13 protein-coding genes and 2 pseudogenes are annotated in these 15,647 nt (G+C 67.9%); 8 read left to right on the top strand and 7 right to left on the bottom strand.

The annotated features are described in order from the left end of the window. Nucleotides 1-348: 348 nt before the first annotated feature. The 3 genes from WT16_RS25060 to WT16_RS32745 are packed head-to-tail and all read left to right on the top strand — an operon-like array spanning nt 349 to nt 2,946. Nucleotides 349-1,761, top strand: a complete 1,413-nt coding sequence (locus tag WT16_RS25060; RefSeq protein WP_009914212.1) for a cytochrome ubiquinol oxidase subunit I — start codon at nt 349-351, stop codon at nt 1,759-1,761. Nucleotides 1,762-1,796: 35 nt separating this feature from the next. After that, nucleotides 1,797-2,804 (top strand): cytochrome d ubiquinol oxidase subunit II, encoded by a 1,008-nt coding sequence (gene cydB / locus WT16_RS25055; RefSeq protein ID WP_006029065.1) that lies wholly within the window; start codon nt 1,797-1,799, stop codon nt 2,802-2,804. Beyond that, nucleotides 2,776-2,946, top strand: a complete 171-nt coding sequence (locus WT16_RS32745; protein ID WP_015604075.1) for a hypothetical protein — start codon at nt 2,776-2,778, stop codon at nt 2,944-2,946. The genes cydB and WT16_RS32745 overlap by 29 nt, the downstream gene beginning before the upstream one ends. Nucleotides 2,947-3,004: 58 nt before the next feature. On the opposite strand, the gene WT16_RS25050 is transcribed toward WT16_RS32745, so the two are convergent. From WT16_RS25050 to WT16_RS25040, 3 genes are all read right to left on the bottom strand, one after another. After that, complete coding sequence (locus WT16_RS25050; RefSeq protein ID WP_009914210.1) at nt 3,005-3,199, bottom strand: YqaE/Pmp3 family membrane protein; 195 nt, start codon at nt 3,197-3,199, stop codon at nt 3,005-3,007. Between the two features lie 137 nt (nt 3,200-3,336). Next, nucleotides 3,337-4,182, bottom strand: a complete 846-nt coding sequence (locus WT16_RS25045) for an MBL fold metallo-hydrolase (protein WP_063534474.1) — start codon at nt 4,180-4,182, stop codon at nt 3,337-3,339. Between the two features lie 18 nt (nt 4,183-4,200). Then, complete coding sequence (locus tag WT16_RS25040) at nt 4,201-4,527, bottom strand: hypothetical protein (RefSeq protein WP_059933321.1); 327 nt, start codon at nt 4,525-4,527, stop codon at nt 4,201-4,203. A gap of 4 nt (nt 4,528-4,531) precedes the next feature. Here WT16_RS25040 and WT16_RS35195 point away from each other — a divergent pair. Then, a pseudogene (locus WT16_RS35195) lies at nt 4,532-4,747 on the top strand (LysR family transcriptional regulator); the annotation flags it as partial. Here WT16_RS35195 and WT16_RS25035 read toward each other — a convergent pair. Further along, nucleotides 4,746-5,881 (bottom strand): annotated as a pseudogene (locus tag WT16_RS25035) (phytoene/squalene synthase family protein). The pseudogenes WT16_RS35195 and WT16_RS25035 sit on opposite strands and share 2 nt — an antisense overlap. A 24-nt stretch (nt 5,882-5,905) precedes the next feature. Here WT16_RS25035 and WT16_RS25030 point away from each other — a divergent pair. The 4 genes from WT16_RS25030 to WT16_RS25015 all read left to right on the top strand — a co-directional run bounded on the left by WT16_RS25030 (nt 5,906) and on the right by WT16_RS25015 (nt 9,065). Continuing rightward, on the top strand, nt 5,906-6,190 hold the full coding sequence (locus tag WT16_RS25030) for a hypothetical protein (RefSeq protein ID WP_009914203.1): 285 nt from the start codon (nt 5,906-5,908) through the stop codon (nt 6,188-6,190). Nucleotides 6,191-6,337: 147 nt separating this feature from the next. After that, the gene (locus WT16_RS25025) at nt 6,338-6,727 is read left to right on the top strand and encodes a VOC family protein (protein ID WP_015603896.1); all 390 of its coding nucleotides are present in this window, start codon (nt 6,338-6,340) and stop codon (nt 6,725-6,727) included. Nucleotides 6,728-6,927: 200 nt separating this feature from the next. Beyond that, nucleotides 6,928-8,589, top strand: a complete 1,662-nt coding sequence (locus tag WT16_RS25020; RefSeq protein WP_063534473.1) for an alkaline phosphatase family protein — start codon at nt 6,928-6,930, stop codon at nt 8,587-8,589. A 254-nt stretch (nt 8,590-8,843) separates the two neighbouring features. Further along, nucleotides 8,844-9,065 carry a hypothetical protein gene (locus WT16_RS25015; protein WP_006029072.1) on the top strand — a complete coding sequence of 74 codons (222 nt, stop codon included), beginning with the start codon at nt 8,844-8,846 and terminating at the stop codon, nt 9,063-9,065. A 12-nt stretch (nt 9,066-9,077) separates the two neighbouring features. Here WT16_RS25015 and WT16_RS25010 read toward each other — a convergent pair whose 3' ends face one another. From WT16_RS25010 to WT16_RS25000, 3 genes are all read right to left on the bottom strand, one after another. Continuing rightward, on the bottom strand, nt 9,078-12,812 hold the full coding sequence (locus WT16_RS25010) for a DUF748 domain-containing protein (protein ID WP_063534472.1): 3,735 nt from the start codon (nt 12,810-12,812) through the stop codon (nt 9,078-9,080). Nucleotides 12,813-12,967: 155 nt separating this feature from the next. Next, the gene (locus tag WT16_RS25005) at nt 12,968-14,392 is read right to left on the bottom strand and encodes a DUF1254 domain-containing protein (protein ID WP_063534471.1); all 1,425 of its coding nucleotides are present in this window, start codon (nt 14,390-14,392) and stop codon (nt 12,968-12,970) included. A gap of 383 nt (nt 14,393-14,775) precedes the next feature. Further along, on the bottom strand, nt 14,776-15,606 hold the full coding sequence (locus WT16_RS25000; protein ID WP_063534470.1) for a lysozyme inhibitor LprI family protein: 831 nt from the start codon (nt 15,604-15,606) through the stop codon (nt 14,776-14,778). Nucleotides 15,607-15,647: the final 41 nt, after the last annotated feature.

Below are 15,647 nucleotides of genomic sequence, written 5' to 3'. Positions count from 1 at the left end.
CGGAGTGTTCGAGTGTACGAAATTGCGCGTCGCGCCGCCGGGCGCGGCTGAAGCGGCCGCGCTCGCGCCGCGCGGACGCCTTCGCCGCAGCGCGGTCAATTGACGCAGGCGCGTCAACCCGCCGCGCCCGCGACTATCACACAAAATCGCTTCAAACTTGATACCAATCAACGATTTAAGTCGACAAAGCGCTTGCCGGCGCTGGACATCTGCGACGAGTTGGCGCATTTCGCACCGCAACACCGAGCGCGATACTCCGTTCCGACTCTAGAGCCGCGGCCTTGCGCGCGCGGCGCAGGGGCCGCCGGCAGCCCCGCCGGCGGGTGTCGTCAGCTTCGGTCTACTCGCATGGAAACCGCTTTTTCGGCCCTCGATCTGGCCCGCGTGCAGTTCGCATTCACAGTCTCCTTCCATATCGTCTTTCCCGCACTGAGCATCGGGCTCTCGAGCTTCGTCGCCGTGCTCGAATACCGCTGGCTCAAGACCGGCAAGGCGTACTACAAAAGCCTCTGCCTGTTCTGGTCGAAGATCTTCGCGGTCGCGTTCGGCATGGGCGTCGTGTCCGGCGTCGTGATGGCATATCAGTTCGGCACGAACTGGTCCGGCTTCTCGAGCTTCGCCGGCTCCGTCACCGGCCCGCTGCTGATGTACGAGGTGATGACCGCGTTCTTCCTCGAAGCGGGCTTCCTCGGCATCATGCTGTTCGGCTGGAACCGCGTGAGCCCGCGCGCGCACTTCGGCGCGACGCTGATGGTCGCGATCGGCACGCTGATCTCGACGTTCTGGATTCTCGCGTCGAACAGTTGGATGCAGACGCCGCAGGGCTTCGAGATCGTCGACGGCCAGGTCGTGCCGACCGACTGGTTCGCGATCATCTTCAACCCGTCGTTCCCGTACCGGCTCGCGCACATGGCGATCGCCGCGTTCGTCGTCGCCGCGCTCGTCGTGGCCGCGACGGCCGCGTGGCACCTGCTGAAGGGCCGCCGCGACAGGGCCGTGAAGAAGATGTTCTCGATGTCGCTGTGGCTCTTGCTCGTGCTCGCGCCGCTGCAAGCGGTGATCGGCGACCAGCACGGCATCAACACGCTGCGCCATCAGCCCGCGAAGCTCGCCGCGATCGAGGGCCTGTGGGAAACCGAGCAAGGCGGCACCGCGCTGAACCTGTTCGGCATCCCCGACATGAAGGCGGAAACCACGCGCTACGCGGTGTCGATTCCGCATCTCGGCAGCCTGATCCTCACGCATAGCTGGGACGGCGAGATTCGCGGGCTGAAGTCATTCCCGCCCGAAGACCGGCCGAATTCGACCGTCGTGTTCTGGAGCTTCCGGATCATGGTCGGGCTCGGCTTCGCGATGATCGGCCTCGCCGCGCTCGCGTGGCTGCTGCGCCGGCGCGGCCGCCTCTATGAAGCGAAGTGGTTCCAGAAGTTCGCGCTCGCGATGGGCCCGACGGGTTTCATCTCGCTGCTCGCCGGCTGGGTGACGACCGAAGTGGGCCGCCAGCCGTGGGTCGTCTACGGCGTGATGCGCACGTCGCACGCGGTGTCGCCGCTGTCGACGCAGCAGGTCAGCGTATCGCTGATGACGTTCGTCGTCGTGTACTTCCTCGTGTTCGGCACGGGCGTCTACTACCTGCTGAAGCTGATGAGAAAGGGCCCCGCGCTGCCGGGCGACACGCCCGACGATGCGCACGACGCGCGACCCGGGCACACCGCCCGCCGCCCGCTGTCGGCCGCGAACCAGTTGATCGACGCCGCGTGAAGCCGGCGCGCCAACAAGCCAAGCGAGGTTAGCAAATGGATGTCACCGTAATCTGGGCCGCGATCATCGCACTCGGCCTGTTCATGTATGTCGTGCTCGACGGCTTCGATCTGGGCATCGGCATCGTGTTTCCGTTCTTCCCCGCCGAACACGAGCGGGATCTGATGATGAACACCGTCGCGCCCGTGTGGGACGGCAACGAGACGTGGCTCGTGCTCGGCGGCGCGGCGCTCTTCGCGGTGTTCCCGATCGTCTATTCGATCGTGCTCTCCGCGCTCTATCTGCCGCTCGTGTTCATGCTCGTGTGCCTGATCTTCCGCGGCGTGTCGTTCGAGATCCGCACGAAGGCGCGCCGCACAAAGCACCTGTGGGATCTTGCGTTCATCGGCGGCTCGACGGGCGCGACGTTCTTCCAGGGCGTCGCGCTCGGCGCGTTCCTGCAAGGCATCCCGGTCGACGGCGGCCGCTTCGCGGGCGACGCGTTCGGCTGGCTCACGCCGTTCAGCCTGCTCACGGGCCTGGGGCTCGTCGCGACCTATGCGCTGCTCGGCTGCTGCTGGCTCGTCGCGAAGACGGAGGGCGACCTGCAACGGCGGCTGCATCGCGTCGTGTGGCCGCTCACCGTGGTGCTGCTCGGCTTCATCGCGGTGGTGAGCCTATGGACGCCGCTGCAGGACACGAGCATCGCGCAGCGCTGGTTCGCGACGGGGCTGTTCTGGCGGCTGCTGCCGGTGCCGTTCCTCGTCGCGGCGTGCGCGGTGCTGATGCGCCGCGCGGTGCGCGAGCGCCACGACACGACGCCGTTCGTGCTCGCGCTCGCGCTGGTGTTCCTCGGCTACGTCGGGCTGCTCGTGAGCCTGTGGCCATATGCGATTCCGCAAGGCATGACGCTGTGGGAAGCCGCGGCGCCGCGTTCGAGCCAGACGTTCACGCTGATCGGCGCGGCCGTCATCATCCCGATCATCCTCGCGTACACGACGATGGGCTATTGGGTGTTCCGTGGAAAGGTGCGCCATGAAGACCAGCATTACTACCACCACTGAGCCGCGCGCCGTCGCGCGCGGCACGCGGCTGCCGGGCTGGATGTGGTTCGGGCTGCTGTGGATGGGCGGCGTCGCGGGCGCGGTGACGCTCGGTTATGCGTTCAAGCTGTTCATGTATGCGACGCTGTTTGCGGTGAAGTAGGCGCGGGACGGAACGGAGCGGCGGCATGTGCTCGACACGCGCGCCGCCAGCCGCAAGCTCAGGAACGCCGGCCGAGCGCCTCTTCGATCTTCTTGTCGGTCTTGTACTGGCTGAGCGCGTACACCGACCAGATCGCGGCAGGCAACCAGCCGATCAGCGTGATTTGAAGAATCAGGCAGATGATGCCCGCGAACGGGCGGCCGATCGTGAAAAACTGCAGCCAAGGCAGCAGCAAGGCGAGCAGAAGACGCATCGTGATTTCCTCTTGGTCGGATTGCCGATGATCGAAATTGATCGGCGGGTAGATGGTGACGCGGCGCCGGATTTCAAGTCCGGCGCCGCCGGCCTGCGCTCGGGACCACCACGCGATCGTTATAGCAGATCGTGGCCTCATGCTGCGGTCTCGTAAAGCAGGCCGTATTCCCCCCTCGTTCGTTTTATTCGCGCGAAACCAGGTTCTCCCAAATGCATGCCGGCGATCAAAAGCCCCTCCGAGCTGACCATGTCCAGAAGCCGCGATCGCGTGGTAGCTGCCTGGGACGAGTCTTGATCGAATGCAATCGATACGTCCGGCCGTTTAATCTGGATGTGAGGAAAATGAACGATATCCCCCCAGACAAGAAGGCCCTGATCACCGGATTCGAGGACATATCCAGTGTGTCCATCCGTGTGCCCCGGTAGCGGCATTGCCCTGATACCGGGAAACACTTCTCCTTCATCGAAAGTACGGAGCCTGTCGCTGTAGCCGTCGAACACTTGACGCGCTATCAGGAAGTTACCGCGGGCCCGCTCGCTGGCACGACTCAGATTTCCATCATCCTGCCAAAATTTGATCTCTCGTTGATGAGCAACCAGTTCCGCATTCGGAAAGGCAACTTGTCCGGCCGTATTCACCAGCCCCCCGACATGGTCGGGATGGGCGTGTGTGAGCAGGATTGTGTCGATCGTGGATGGTTCGATGCCAGCAAGCAATAAATTGGTCTTCAGGCGGCCGCCCCATTGCTTGATGCCCCCAGCCCCAGCGTCGATGAGAATCGTGTGGCCCGCTCCGCGCACCACGTAGCAGTTGATATGCACAGCGGAAGGCTCCTTCTGCCCTGCGTCACTCTGCATTCTGGAAGCCTCGGACGTGTCGATATTCGAGAGGAAGTCGAGGCTGGCGGTGAGGTAGCCATCGCTGATTGCGGTAATCGTGAAATCCCCAGCCTGCTGGCTTGGAAAGGTAACGGTGGACACGATTCTTCTCCAGACCTGCTAATTTCGGGCGTGAATGCTCGACGCGGCGTAACCAAAACAACGGATGCGCGCCGCAAGACCCGTGCGGCGAACGATGGCGTTCTCCAGGGCTTCCATGAACTGGTTCATGACCGGGGGCGTGCGAAACGACTCAAGGCGATATTGGACTTCCGCGAAAACGGGATGCCCATGTCCGTGCCGAACATCCACATAGATGACGTGAACGTTCTTGAGTTCTGCTTTAAGGACATTCGTACAGAGTTTGACGCAGTCGCTGGAAAGCCCGACCAGGCTCTCATCAGAGGGCATGTGTTCCGCATGAATATGGAAAGTCACGTTTGGCATCGCCGAATCGCTGAACGTGTGGCCGATTCTCGCCGCGGACGGCGAGCCCTACCGCATCGCCCCGGCCGTGTGGCCGTCGAGCGGCGAGACGCCCAGGCAGCTCGCGCTCGATGGCGCGGGCATCGCCTGCCTGTCGGATTTCATGACCGGGCAGGATCGCGCATCGGGGCGCCTCGTGCAGATCCTCGCGCGCCACACGCAGGACATGCGGCGCGGCGTCACGCCGCGAGCCGCGCCTCGACGTCCGCGATCAGGCGCTCGAGCCACGCGCGCAGCGCGCCGTTCGACATCGCGAGCGGCAACGAATACGCGATGATCCGGTAGACGTCGCCTCGCCGCACCTTCGACGCGCGCGCCGGATCGAGCCACGCGTCGTTCGACGCGAGCAGCGCGAGCGTCCGCAGGCCGATCGCGATCGGCCAGAAACAGGCGAGCCGCAAGCGCGGCGCGCGGCGCGGAATCGCGAACGTATAGTCGATGCCCGCGCGGAAATGCGCGAGCGTCGTGCGCACGAGCGCATGCATCAGCGGCCGCGCGCGCAGCGATGCGTCCGGGCGCAGCAGGTCGTCCGCGCGCAGCCCGTATTCGTCAAGCATCGCCTGCGGCAGATAGCAGCGGCCGATCCGCAGATCCTTCCCGCAGTCGCGCAGCACGTTGGTCATCTGCAGCGCCTTGCCGAAACGGATGCCGCGCTCGGCCATCGTGTCCTCGCGCTCGGTCAGCAGGCCGGGCAGATGCGCGCACGTCATCGTCGTCCAGAACTCGCCGACGCAGCCGGCGACGAGGTACGTGTAGCGATCGAGCTCCGGCCATTCGCGCAGCGCGGCGAGCCGGCCCGACGATTCGTCGGGGAACGTGCGCAGATCGAATTCCATCCCTTCGGTGAGCGTCGTCACGACGCCGCGCACCGCGCCGCGATCGGCCGCGCCCAGTTGCGACAGCACCGCGAGCGCGGGGCCGAGCGATTCGAGCAGCGTTTTCTCGTCCGATTGCGTCTGCTGCCCCGCGACTTCGCCCGCGATCCGCGCGAGCGCGTCCGGATCGGGCGTGCCGTTGACCTGCGCGCGCAGCGACAGCAGCAGTTCGAGCCGCTGCGCGGGCGGGATCAGCGACGTGTCGGCGATCGTGTCGGCCGCGCGCGCGAGCAGGTACGCGAGGCCGATCGGGTCGCGCATGCCTTCGGGAAGCACGCGCAGCGTCAGATAGAAGGAGCGCGAGACGCCCTTCAGCAGAGGGCCCAGCAGAAAGGCCCGGGTGGGATTGCCCATGGATCGGATCAGGTCGGTCATACGAGTGGCTGCCGCATTGTATCGGCAAACGCGCGCGGGCCGCCCGGCAATGCGTACAATCGCATCCTTTCCTGCAAGAGGTGACCGCGATGGCGATGAAGAAAACCGATCTCGAAAAGAACAAGGCGTTGAAGCTGACGCACGCGATGAAGCAAACGACGTCCGCGCGCTTCGGCAAGGGCGCCGAAGAAGCCGCAGCCGATCGCCGCGAGCGGCGCAAGCTCGAGCAGGCGCAGGGTCTCGTGCCGTTCGCATGCAAGCTCAACATCGAGCTCGTCGCGCGCCTGAACGAACGGGCGGCCGCGCATCCGGACGGGATGACCGGATTGCTGACCGAGCTGTTGCAGCGCGGCCTCGACGAAACCGCGAAGTAACCGGCGGGCGCGCCACACGGCACGCACGACACGCACGACACGCACGGCGACGTTGCGCAGGGCCGCCGCCGAATTTTTCGGCCTATGCTGAAGACGGCGTTGCCGCGAAACCCCTCGCGCCGAATCTTCGAATACAGGAGTGCCGTGATGAATCTCCCCGTCCTGCGCGTCGCCCGGCCGACCAACGACATCGACACACTCGTGCGCTTCTATACGCAGGCGCTCGGCTTCGACGTCGTCGCCCGCTTCGAGCATCACGAAGGCTTCGACGGCGCGATCGTCGGCCGCGCCGGCTATCCGTGGCAAATCGAATTCACGCATCAGCACGGCGTGACGGTCGCGCGCGCGCCGAGCCCCGAGCATCTGCTCGTTTTCTATCTTCCCGAGCGCCCCGTGTGGGCTGAGGCAGTCGAACGGATGCTCGCGCATGGCGCCACGCCGTGCCGCTCGGTGAATCCGTACTGGGATCGCAAAGGCGTGACGTTCGAAGATCCGGACGGCTATCGAATCGTCCTGCAGAACGCGCAGCCGGGCTGAGCGCTCGCGCGCGATCGCCAATCGCGTCCGCGCGCCGATACAAATTCTCACAACTTCACCACGCCTCTCGTCGCGCACGCGTCGCGCGCCGCGGCTCGCATCGACAGACAAACGAAAGCGGCACGTCACGACACATTCGCAATCCGCGTGCAGATTGCGGCTCCGGGTGGGACACAGCCGTACTAACGATGAGGTCAACGATGAAAAGCAACAGTAAGCAGTTCGAAATCGGCGCATGGCTCGGCGCGTGCGCGCTCGCATTCGCGAGCGTAGCTTCGGCCGCCACCGTGCAGGATCGGGATCACGACAGCCGCCTCGCCGATGCGAAGCGCGTGCTGCTGGTCAGCATCGACGGTCTGCACGAGCAGGACGTCGCGCGCTGCATCGGCGCGAACACGTGCCCGAATCTCGCGCTGCTCGCGAAGTCGGGCGTCACGTACACGAACGCGCACACGCCGGGCCTGTCGGATTCGTTTCCGGGCCTGGCCGCGCTCCTGACGGGCGGCTCGCCGAAGAGCGCGGGCCTCTTCTACGACGTATCCTACGACCGCACGCTGTACGCGCCGTCTGATACGACGTGCTCGGGCAAGCAAGGCTGGAACGTCGTGTTCGACGAAACGACCGGCATCGACGCGCAGAACGGCGGCGCGCTCACGCATCTCGACGGCGGCGGCGCGTTCAATCCGCAGGCGATCCCGCACGCGCGCGTGAACGGCCAGTGCGTGAGCATCTATCCGCACGACTACGTGAAGACGAACACGGTGTTCGAAGTCGTCAAGGAGCACATCCGCGGCTCGCGCACCGCGTGGGCGGACAAGCACGCATGGGGCTACGACTGGGTGAACGGCCCGTCGGGCAAGGGCGTCGACGATCTCGCGCGCACCGAGATCAACTCGATCGACCCGGCGACGAGCACCAACTACACCGACATCTATACGCATACCGAAAAGTTCGACGACTACCACGTGCAGGCGATCGTCAACCAGATCGACGGCAAGAACTCGACGGGCAACGCGGCCGCGCCCGTGCCGACCGTGTTCGGCACGAACTTCCAGACGCTGTCCGTCGCGCAGAAGGCGACGGTGGCATCGGGCGGCGGCTATCTCGACGCGAGCTTCACGCCGGGGCCGGAAGTCGCGAACGCGATCGCGTACGTCGACGGCGCGCTCGGCCGCATCGTCGCCGAGCTCAAGCAGCGCGGGCTGTACGGCTCGACGGTCGTGATCGTCACCGCGAAGCACGGCCAGTCGCCGACCGATCACACGAAGCTCGTGAAGCACGGCGACACGCTGACTGCGCTCCTCGAAGCGAACAACTTCCTCGACCCGAACGGCAACTTCGGCCAGAACAACACCACGTCGGGCAACCTGAACGACGGCACGGGCCTCGTCGGCACGGGCTTCGTGCAGACCGACGACGTCGGCCTCGTCTGGCTGCGCGACCAGAGCCAATTGAGCGCGGTCGTCGCGAAGCTGAAGGCGAACCTCGGCTGCAACGCGCCGGGGATCTGCGCGGACGGCCCGCAGGCATACATCCTGTATGGCCCGAGCGTCGCCGCGCGCTTCGGCAATCCGGCGCTCGGCCGCACGCCGGACATCGTCGTGCAGCCGAACCCGGGCGTGATCTACACGTCGAGCAAGAAGAAGGATGAAGAGCATGGCGGCAACGCGCCGGACGACAGCCACCTCGGCCTCGTCGTGTCGTACGCGGGCTTCCGCCAGGGCCGCACGATCGACGCGCCGGTGCTGACGACGCAGGTCGCGCCGACGATCCTGCGCTCGCTCGGGCTCGAGCCGCGCCTGCTGCACGCGGTCGCGCTTGAAGGCACGCGCGTGCTGCCGGGCCTCGGCCTCGACCGCTGAACGAGCGCCGCGAGGCGCGCGACGCCTCGCCATCCCTCTCCCGCTCAAAGCCCGCGCCACAGGCCGGCCCGCGAAGCCGCGCGCGGCAACGAAAGTGTGTGAAGTCGTCGGCGATCGTGCGAAAGTGCACACGGACGGGCGCCGCCCCATCGTTGCCGCCCGGCGCGGCGTCTATCGCGCCGCAGCATTTTTTTCGGGTTGGCGTCCGACTATTGTCATGCGATAACGGGGTCGTCCTTATCCGGAGCATCACGATGGCCACGCTGGAAGCCTTCCGCTGCGTGCTCGACGACGCGCGCACGCCCGAGATCATTCGTCATCACATCATCGATGCACTGCAATACGCGCTGCGCAATTACGGTCAGGTGTTCACTGCGAAGGAAGTCGAGTGGCTGACCGCGTGGGACGACCCGCGCATCCCGCTCGCCGCGCGCAAGGAGCTCGACAAGCGCGATCCGGTCGCCGCCGCGCGCTGACGGCGCACGGCGTCACTTCAGGCCGAAGTCGACGCGCGTCGTCGCCCCCTTGTCCTCGATGCCCTTCGCGTCGAGCTTCGGCGCGACGATGAACATCCGGCTCGGGTCGACCTTGCCCTCCAGATACTGGCGCACCGCCTGCGCGCGCGCCTGCGCGAGCGCGCGCAGGCTTGAGTCGTCCACGCTCGCGTGATCGGCGAGCGCCTTCCTCATGTCGTCGTCGGGCAGCGTCTTCGTCAGGCCGATCATGTTGCGTGGCTTCTTGAAATCGGCCGCCTTGTACGCCTTCGTCAGGTACTTCGTGTACTCGGCGGGATCGACCTTCACCGTCACTGGGTCAACACTCTCGCCCTGGCCGACCACGTCCTTCAGCTTCTGCTGCCGCACGAGCCGCTCGACGTACGCGTCGCGCAGCCCCGGCAGGTCCTTGTCCGGATCGACGCGGCCGATCAGGTCGAGGCGGATCGACGGCTTTTCCGCGAGCATCTTCGAGATCGTGTCGAGCTTCTTCTGCGACGCATCGGACAGGTTCGCGCGGCCCGGATCGAACTCGACGTAGCCGAGCTCCTCGCCGCTGCCGCCGAACGCGTGCGCGAGCAGCGTGAACGGCGAGGTGACCGCCTTCGCGATCAGGTTCAGCACCGCGCGCCAGATCAGCCCGCCGATGCTGAACTCCGGATTCGACAATGATCCGGACACCGGAATGTTCACGTCGATCTCGCCGCGCGAGTTCTTCAGCAGCGCGATCGCGAGCCGCACCGGCAGCTTCGTCGCGGTGTCGTTGTCGACGTGCTCGCCGAACGTCAGTTGATCGATGAAGATGTGATTGTTCGCGGTCAGCAGATCGTTGTCGAGCTTGTAATTCAGATCGACGTTCAGCTTGCCCTTCGTGATCGGATAGCCCGCGTACTTCGCCGAATACGGCGTCAGGTTCGTGAGCTCGATGTCGTGCGCGGTCGCGGTCAGGTCGAGCGACGGCTTCCCGATCAGCGGATTCACCGTCCCCTTGATCGTGATCGGGCCGTTCCCGGCGAGGTTCGCGTTGACGTCGACGGGCGCGGGCGCCGTCGAATCGGTGCCGAACGCGCCGACCGTGCCGTTGATCGCGACGAGGTTCGCCGTGTAGTTCGGCTTGATGAAGTTGTCGGTGTACGTGACGCGGCCGCTTTGCAGCAGCAACTGGCCGAAGTGCAGTCGCACCGGGTGCTGCGGCGGCGCGGCCGCGCGCACGACCGCGCCGCCCGACGCGGGCGATGCCGCGGCGGCCGACGCGAGCACGGGCGCCGACGCGGCGCTCGCCGCCTTCGCCTGCGGCGTGAGCGGTATCGGCTCCTTGCCGCTCGCGTCGCGCGTGAGCGACTGCGCGGGGCCGCTTTCCTTCGCGACGACCTCGCGCAGGTTCAGCTTGCCTTGCGCGTCGAGCAGCACGCGGCCGTAGAAGTTCGAAAACGTCACGCGCGACGCGTCGACGTCGGTGCCGCGCACATCGTCGTAGTTCGCCTTCAGGTTCGAGAGCGCGAGCGAGCGCCAGCCGGCGAACGGATCGGACGTCGCCTTGTCGAGCATCCGCACGTCGACGAGCGCCGCGTCGCCGCGATACGACGCCTTCATCGACTGCCTCGTCCGCTCGACGCTCAGATCGCCCTTCGCATTCAGCAGCGCGCTCGCGATCGTCGCGTTCAGCATGCTGCCGAAGTACGGCTCGAACGCGGCCGCGTCGAGCCGGTTGCCGTTCAGCTTCAGGCCGACCTTCAGCGGCGAGCCCGTCACGTTGCCCGACAGGTCGAGCGAGCCCTTGCGGTTCAGCGTCGCCGTCAGCTTGACGGGCAACGGTTTCGACAGGTCCTCGCTGATCTGCCTGACGTTCAGCGCGAGCGGCGCGATCGCGAGCTTCACGGGGTGCGGCGTCGAGCGGTCGGTGAAATTCGCCTTCGCGTCCTTCACGTTCAGCTCGTCGATCCTGTAGCGCCATGCGGGCGCGGCGGGCTGCGCGCCGCGCGCGGCCGCCTTCGCGCCCGCTGCCTTGCCGCCTTCGCCCGCGAGCGACGCGAGGTCGATCTGGCCGTTCTGCAGCCGCGCGACGTCGAGCGCGAGGCCCGTCGCGTCGACGCTCGCGATCTCGGCGGTGCGCGCGGCGAAATCGATCTTCGTCACCTTCACGCGCGCGTCGGGCAGCGCGACGGCCGGCGTCTTCGCGTTCGGCAGCGCGATCCTCAGCGATTTCAGGCCGAGCTCGCTGTCGCTCACCTGTGCGTCGAGCGGCGTTTTCGACCAGTCCGCCTTCGCTTTGACCGACGTGCTGAGCGCGCCGTCGAGCACGCGCGCGGACGTCGCGCCCGCGAGATACGGCTGCACGACGGGCAGCGCGAGCGCGTCGACGACGAGCAACGTGTCCGCCTGCCGCGCGGCGAGGCTGAACGCGCCCTCGGCCTTCAGCGAGCCGCCGCTCGCGACGTCGGTCGCGAGCGTGTAGCGCGCGGGCGTCTTGCCTGCGAGCGTGAAGTCGGCAAGCGTCGTCGCGACGTGCCTGAGCGAGATCGCGGCGGGCGTCGCGAGCGACGCGTCGTTCAGGTTCAGCGTGCCGTCGTTGATCGCGAAGCGCTTGATCGTCAGATCGAGCGGCCGCGCCTTCCCGGCGGCGGCGCTCGCGGCGGCGGCGCGCGACGCAGCCGGCGCGCCGTTCGCGCCGCCCGAGAGCTTCATCACGTTCAGCACGCCCGCCTTGTCGCGCGCGAGCGATACGACCGGCTGGTCGATCCGGATGTCGTCGAAATGCAGCACGTTGCGCAGCGGCTCGAGCTGCGCGGCCGCCACGTGCACCGCGTGCGCGGCGAAGAGCGGCTCGTTCGCGCGGCTCGTCACCTGCGCGTCGTTCAGGTCGACGGTGCCCGATACGCGCAGCGAAGGCGTGTCGCCCGCCATCGCGAATTTCACGTCGAGATCGCTCGACAGCCTGCCCGCGCGCACGTCGACGGGCAGCTTCGTCGGCGCATACGACAGCAGGCGCGGCATGTCGAGCCCGTCGAACTTCAGGTTGATCGACGATTCGCGCGACTGCGCGAACGGCTTCGTCTTGCCGTCGATCGCGATCGGGCTGCCGTCGAGGCGCGCGCGCAGCTTCGGCTCGACGAAGATGTCGGTCTTCGACGGCAGCGTCGCGATGAACGGAATGCCGACCGTCCATTGGTCGACCACGTGCTTCGCGTTCAGCAGCCGGTCGTCGAACTCGATGCGGCCGTCGTTGATCTGGATGTTCGACACCGAGAAGCGCACCGGCTTCGGCGACGGCTGCGGCGACGGCTTCGAGAACTTGTCGACCAGATCGGTGAAGTTCAAGCGCTGCGCATCGTAGCGGACGATCCGAAAGCGCGGCTGATCGAGCCGCACCTCGTCGACGATCGGCGCGAAGCGCGCGAGCGACGTCCACGACGCGCGCACGACGAGCTTGCCGATGTCGACGAACCCGCCCTGCCCGCCGCGCTCGCCGACATGCACGCCGTCGGCCTCGAGCCGCAGCGTGTAGGGATTGAACGCGATGCGCGCGATCGTCGCGGGGCGGTCGAGCTGCTCGCTCAACTGCTGCTCGGCGACGTGCCGGATCAACGGCGGCGCGGCGAAAAAGCCGAGCAGCCCGAACACCACGAGGAAGATCAGCACGCCGATGCCGGTGCGCTTCGCGCGGCGCGACCGGGCGGCTGCGCCGAGCTGTTGCAAGGTCGATTGGACGGTTTCTTTGTTGAATGCCATTACGGAACTGAATCGCCGTCGAAACGGCAGCGAGGAAATCGGGACGGGAGCGTCCGGCTTTCGTCAGTATAGGCGCTGCGCCGCGCGCGGCGCAGCAAGGCGGCAACAGCGGCGCGCGCCGTGCCCGGCCGCGTGGCCGGGCGGCGCGCGCACGGTCACTTGCGGACCACGGCGGGCGGCTGCCAGTTGCCGTCGGCGGCTTGCCGCTTCGGCGCGTAGAGCCGCAGCGCGAGCTCGAAGTCGGCGCGCGGCGCGGGCAGCCAGTTCGACGCGTAGCCCTTGCCGGGCGGCGTCGCGGACACGACGATCTCGAGCGAGCCGTCGCGGCTGCGGTGCAGCCGGTCGCGCTCGCCGATCGAGCGGCGCGCGCGGCCGAGCTCGGGCACCGCGCCGTCCGGCGTGTACGGCGCGAGCGACCAGAACGCGCGCGCGGGCGGCAGCGCGTTCGGCGCAAAGCGGATCACGTAGCGGTACGCGCCGTTCAGCGGCCGGCCCGCGCTGTCGGTCTTCACGACGGCGACGGCCTCGTCGTCGCGCGTTCCCGCGCCGAATTGCGTCGACGCCGCGTATGCCCGCAATGCGTAGTCCTGCCCGTAGTTGCCGACGCTGTCGCCGAGCCAGCTCCAGCCGTTCGCGGTGAGCGCGTTCGGCGGCAGCGCGGCGAGCCGCTCGCGCGCCTCGGCCGCGCCGTTCTCGGCGCCGATCAGCTTGTCGCCCTTCCATTGCACCGGCGCGCCCGCCGTCACGCCGATGTCGGCGAGGATTTCCTGCGCGTGCGCGTCGGCGGCGGGCGGCGGGTTGTCCAGCAACGCGCGCGCGACGCGCGAGAAGAACGCGGGCGGATCGAGCGCCGCGACCTGCGCGACGGGTGCGGCGGCGCCCGATGCGGGCCCGGCCGCCCCCGCGCCCGCACGCGCGGCGGGCGACGCGCCGCGGGCGTCGCCCGTGTAGACGGACAGCGGCTCGACGCGGATCGCGCGCTGCAGCTTCTTCGCGGCGGCGAGGTCGCGCCCGCCGCTCGTCTGGACCCGCACGTCGAGCCACACGTTGCGCGCGGGCACGTCGACGCGCGTGAGCCCGTCCGGCAGCGAGCCTTCCCAGCCCGCGCCGACGAACGCGAGCGCGCGCGCGCGGCTCGCGCCCGAACGCGGATTCGCCGACGGGCCGCTCGACCACAGCACGTTGGTCCACATGTCGAGCGCGCGGGCGTCGAGATAGCGGCCGCGCCCGTCGGGCAGCACGACGACGACCGGCTCGTCGGCGACGTCGAGCCACGCGGTCGAATCGAGCATGTCGCCGCTCGCTAGCGGCGGGTTCGCGGTGCCCGGCGCGGGCAGCGCCAGCGCATGGCGCAGCGTGTTGACGGGCGTGCCGTCGGCCGTCGCGGCTTCCTTCGCGACGTCCATCAGCACGAGCGGGTAGGCATAGATATAGGAATCGGCGACCTCGCTGCGCATCCAGCCAGTCTTGCGCTGGATCGCCTCGGGCGTCGACGTGCAGGCCGCGAGCAGCGCCAGCGCGGCAAGCGACGCGCAAGCGCGCCGCAGAGAAACAGTGGGTTCTCGTCGGTTTGTTGTCATTGGGTGGCCACGGCGAACGCGCGGCCTGGCCGCGCGTGTTGATCGGCGGCCGGCGCGTAGGGCGCGGTGCTTTCCTCGTAGCGTGCGTGCCGGCCGGCTGTTGCTTGATCAGCTCTTTGTTTTTTGATCGGCAGTATCGTACTCTCGTCGCCCCGGCAAAAACAACGCCTGATCGCGAGATAGGGGCGATTCGGGCGGCGCGGCGCACGGGCGCGCGGCGGTGCGTGGTCAATATTTGGGATCGGGCGACGGTGGAGGATGGGCGACGCGTGCGCGGTGACGCCCTGCTTGTCGAGCCGGCCGGCGGGTCGATCGAACGTGCGTGGCGCGCACGGCGCGTCGCGCCGGCGCGCAATCGGGCCGCCGGCCCCATCGGCGGCCCGCTACCCGCGCTGCTCGACGAGCCGGCCTTGTTCGAGCGCGAAGCGCCGCACGACCTTGATCGTCGGCGCCTGCGCGAACGGCGCGCCTTCCGGGCGATCCAGATATTCGACAACGACGACGATCGCGCCGGGCGACGCCGCGCGCTCGATCGACACCGAGACGGGCTTCACCCGATCGCCGAGCAGCACGGCCGGCGCGCCGCCGCCCGGCTGCGCGGTCGCGACGTACAGGAACCGGCCGCTGCCGCCCGGATCGTCGCTCAGCAGGACGGCCTCGACCGGACGGCCGGCGATCGTCGCCGGGGCGCTCCGCGCGACGAGCGTCGTCACGCGCTTCATCGCCGATCCCGGCGCGGCCGAGCGCACCGATTCGCCGTTCGTCAGCTTGATCGGCTCGCCTTCGATCGCGTACGTCGCGTCGGCCGCGCCGGGCGACGCCGCACTCCCGCCCGTCATCCGCAGCGCGAGCCGCTCGGCGGCGACGCCGCGCAGCGCGGCGATCCGCGCGGCGTACGCTGCCGTCAGGCAATCGATCCGCGCGCCGCACGCGTCGCGCACGCGCTGCCGCCAATTCTGCTGCTCGTCGCGCAGCGCGTCGCGGAACTCGCGGTACGCCATGCCTTCGTCGGCCGGCCGCGCGTTCTGCAGCATCTCGTAGTACGTGGCCATTCGAACGTCCTGCTCGCCGAGCGCGGGCGTCCGGCAGATCGCGCGCTCGGCGGCGCTCGCGGCGCGCGCGCAGTCGAAGCTCGCGGCGCGCGCGAACGGCGCGCCGAACGCCAACGCGGCGCCAAGCGCCGCGGCCGTCAGTCGTTTCGTGTTCGTCGACATGATTCCTCCTTGCGGTGCTTCGAGTAAACGATTCGGCGAAC

This window comes from Burkholderia sp. MSMB1589WGS (genome assembly GCF_001636105.1).
GTDB classification, from domain to species: domain Bacteria; phylum Pseudomonadota; class Gammaproteobacteria; order Burkholderiales; family Burkholderiaceae; genus Burkholderia; species Burkholderia humptydooensis.
The sequence above is the reverse complement of the archived record's forward strand: the minus strand, read 5'-3'. Positions and strand labels throughout refer to the sequence as shown.

What these genes read in the sequence shown, in the direction of transcription:
- WT16_RS25000 (WP_063534470.1), bottom strand. Translation starts at nt 15,606, where the DNA reads ATGTCGACGAACACGAAACGACTGACGGCCGCGGCGCTTGGCGCCGCG.
- WT16_RS25005 (WP_063534471.1), bottom strand. Translation starts at nt 14,392, where the DNA reads ATGACAACAAACCGACGAGAACCCACTGTTTCTCTGCGGCGCGCTTGC.
- WT16_RS25030 (WP_009914203.1), top strand. Translation starts at nt 5,906, where the DNA reads ATGGCGATGAAGAAAACCGATCTCGAAAAGAACAAGGCGTTGAAGCTG.
- WT16_RS25010 (WP_063534472.1), bottom strand. Translation starts at nt 12,812, where the DNA reads ATGGCATTCAACAAAGAAACCGTCCAATCGACCTTGCAACAGCTCGGC.
- WT16_RS25060 (WP_009914212.1), top strand. Translation starts at nt 349, where the DNA reads ATGGAAACCGCTTTTTCGGCCCTCGATCTGGCCCGCGTGCAGTTCGCA.
- WT16_RS32745 (WP_015604075.1), top strand. Translation starts at nt 2,776, where the DNA reads ATGAAGACCAGCATTACTACCACCACTGAGCCGCGCGCCGTCGCGCGC.
- WT16_RS25015 (WP_006029072.1), top strand. Translation starts at nt 8,844, where the DNA reads ATGGCCACGCTGGAAGCCTTCCGCTGCGTGCTCGACGACGCGCGCACG.
- cydB (WP_006029065.1), top strand. Translation starts at nt 1,797, where the DNA reads ATGGATGTCACCGTAATCTGGGCCGCGATCATCGCACTCGGCCTGTTC.
- WT16_RS25020 (WP_063534473.1), top strand. Translation starts at nt 6,928, where the DNA reads ATGAAAAGCAACAGTAAGCAGTTCGAAATCGGCGCATGGCTCGGCGCG.
- WT16_RS25025 (WP_015603896.1), top strand. Translation starts at nt 6,338, where the DNA reads ATGAATCTCCCCGTCCTGCGCGTCGCCCGGCCGACCAACGACATCGAC.
- WT16_RS25050 (WP_009914210.1), bottom strand. Translation starts at nt 3,199, where the DNA reads ATGCGTCTTCTGCTCGCCTTGCTGCTGCCTTGGCTGCAGTTTTTCACG.
- WT16_RS25040 (WP_059933321.1), bottom strand. Translation starts at nt 4,527, where the DNA reads ATGCCAAACGTGACTTTCCATATTCATGCGGAACACATGCCCTCTGAT.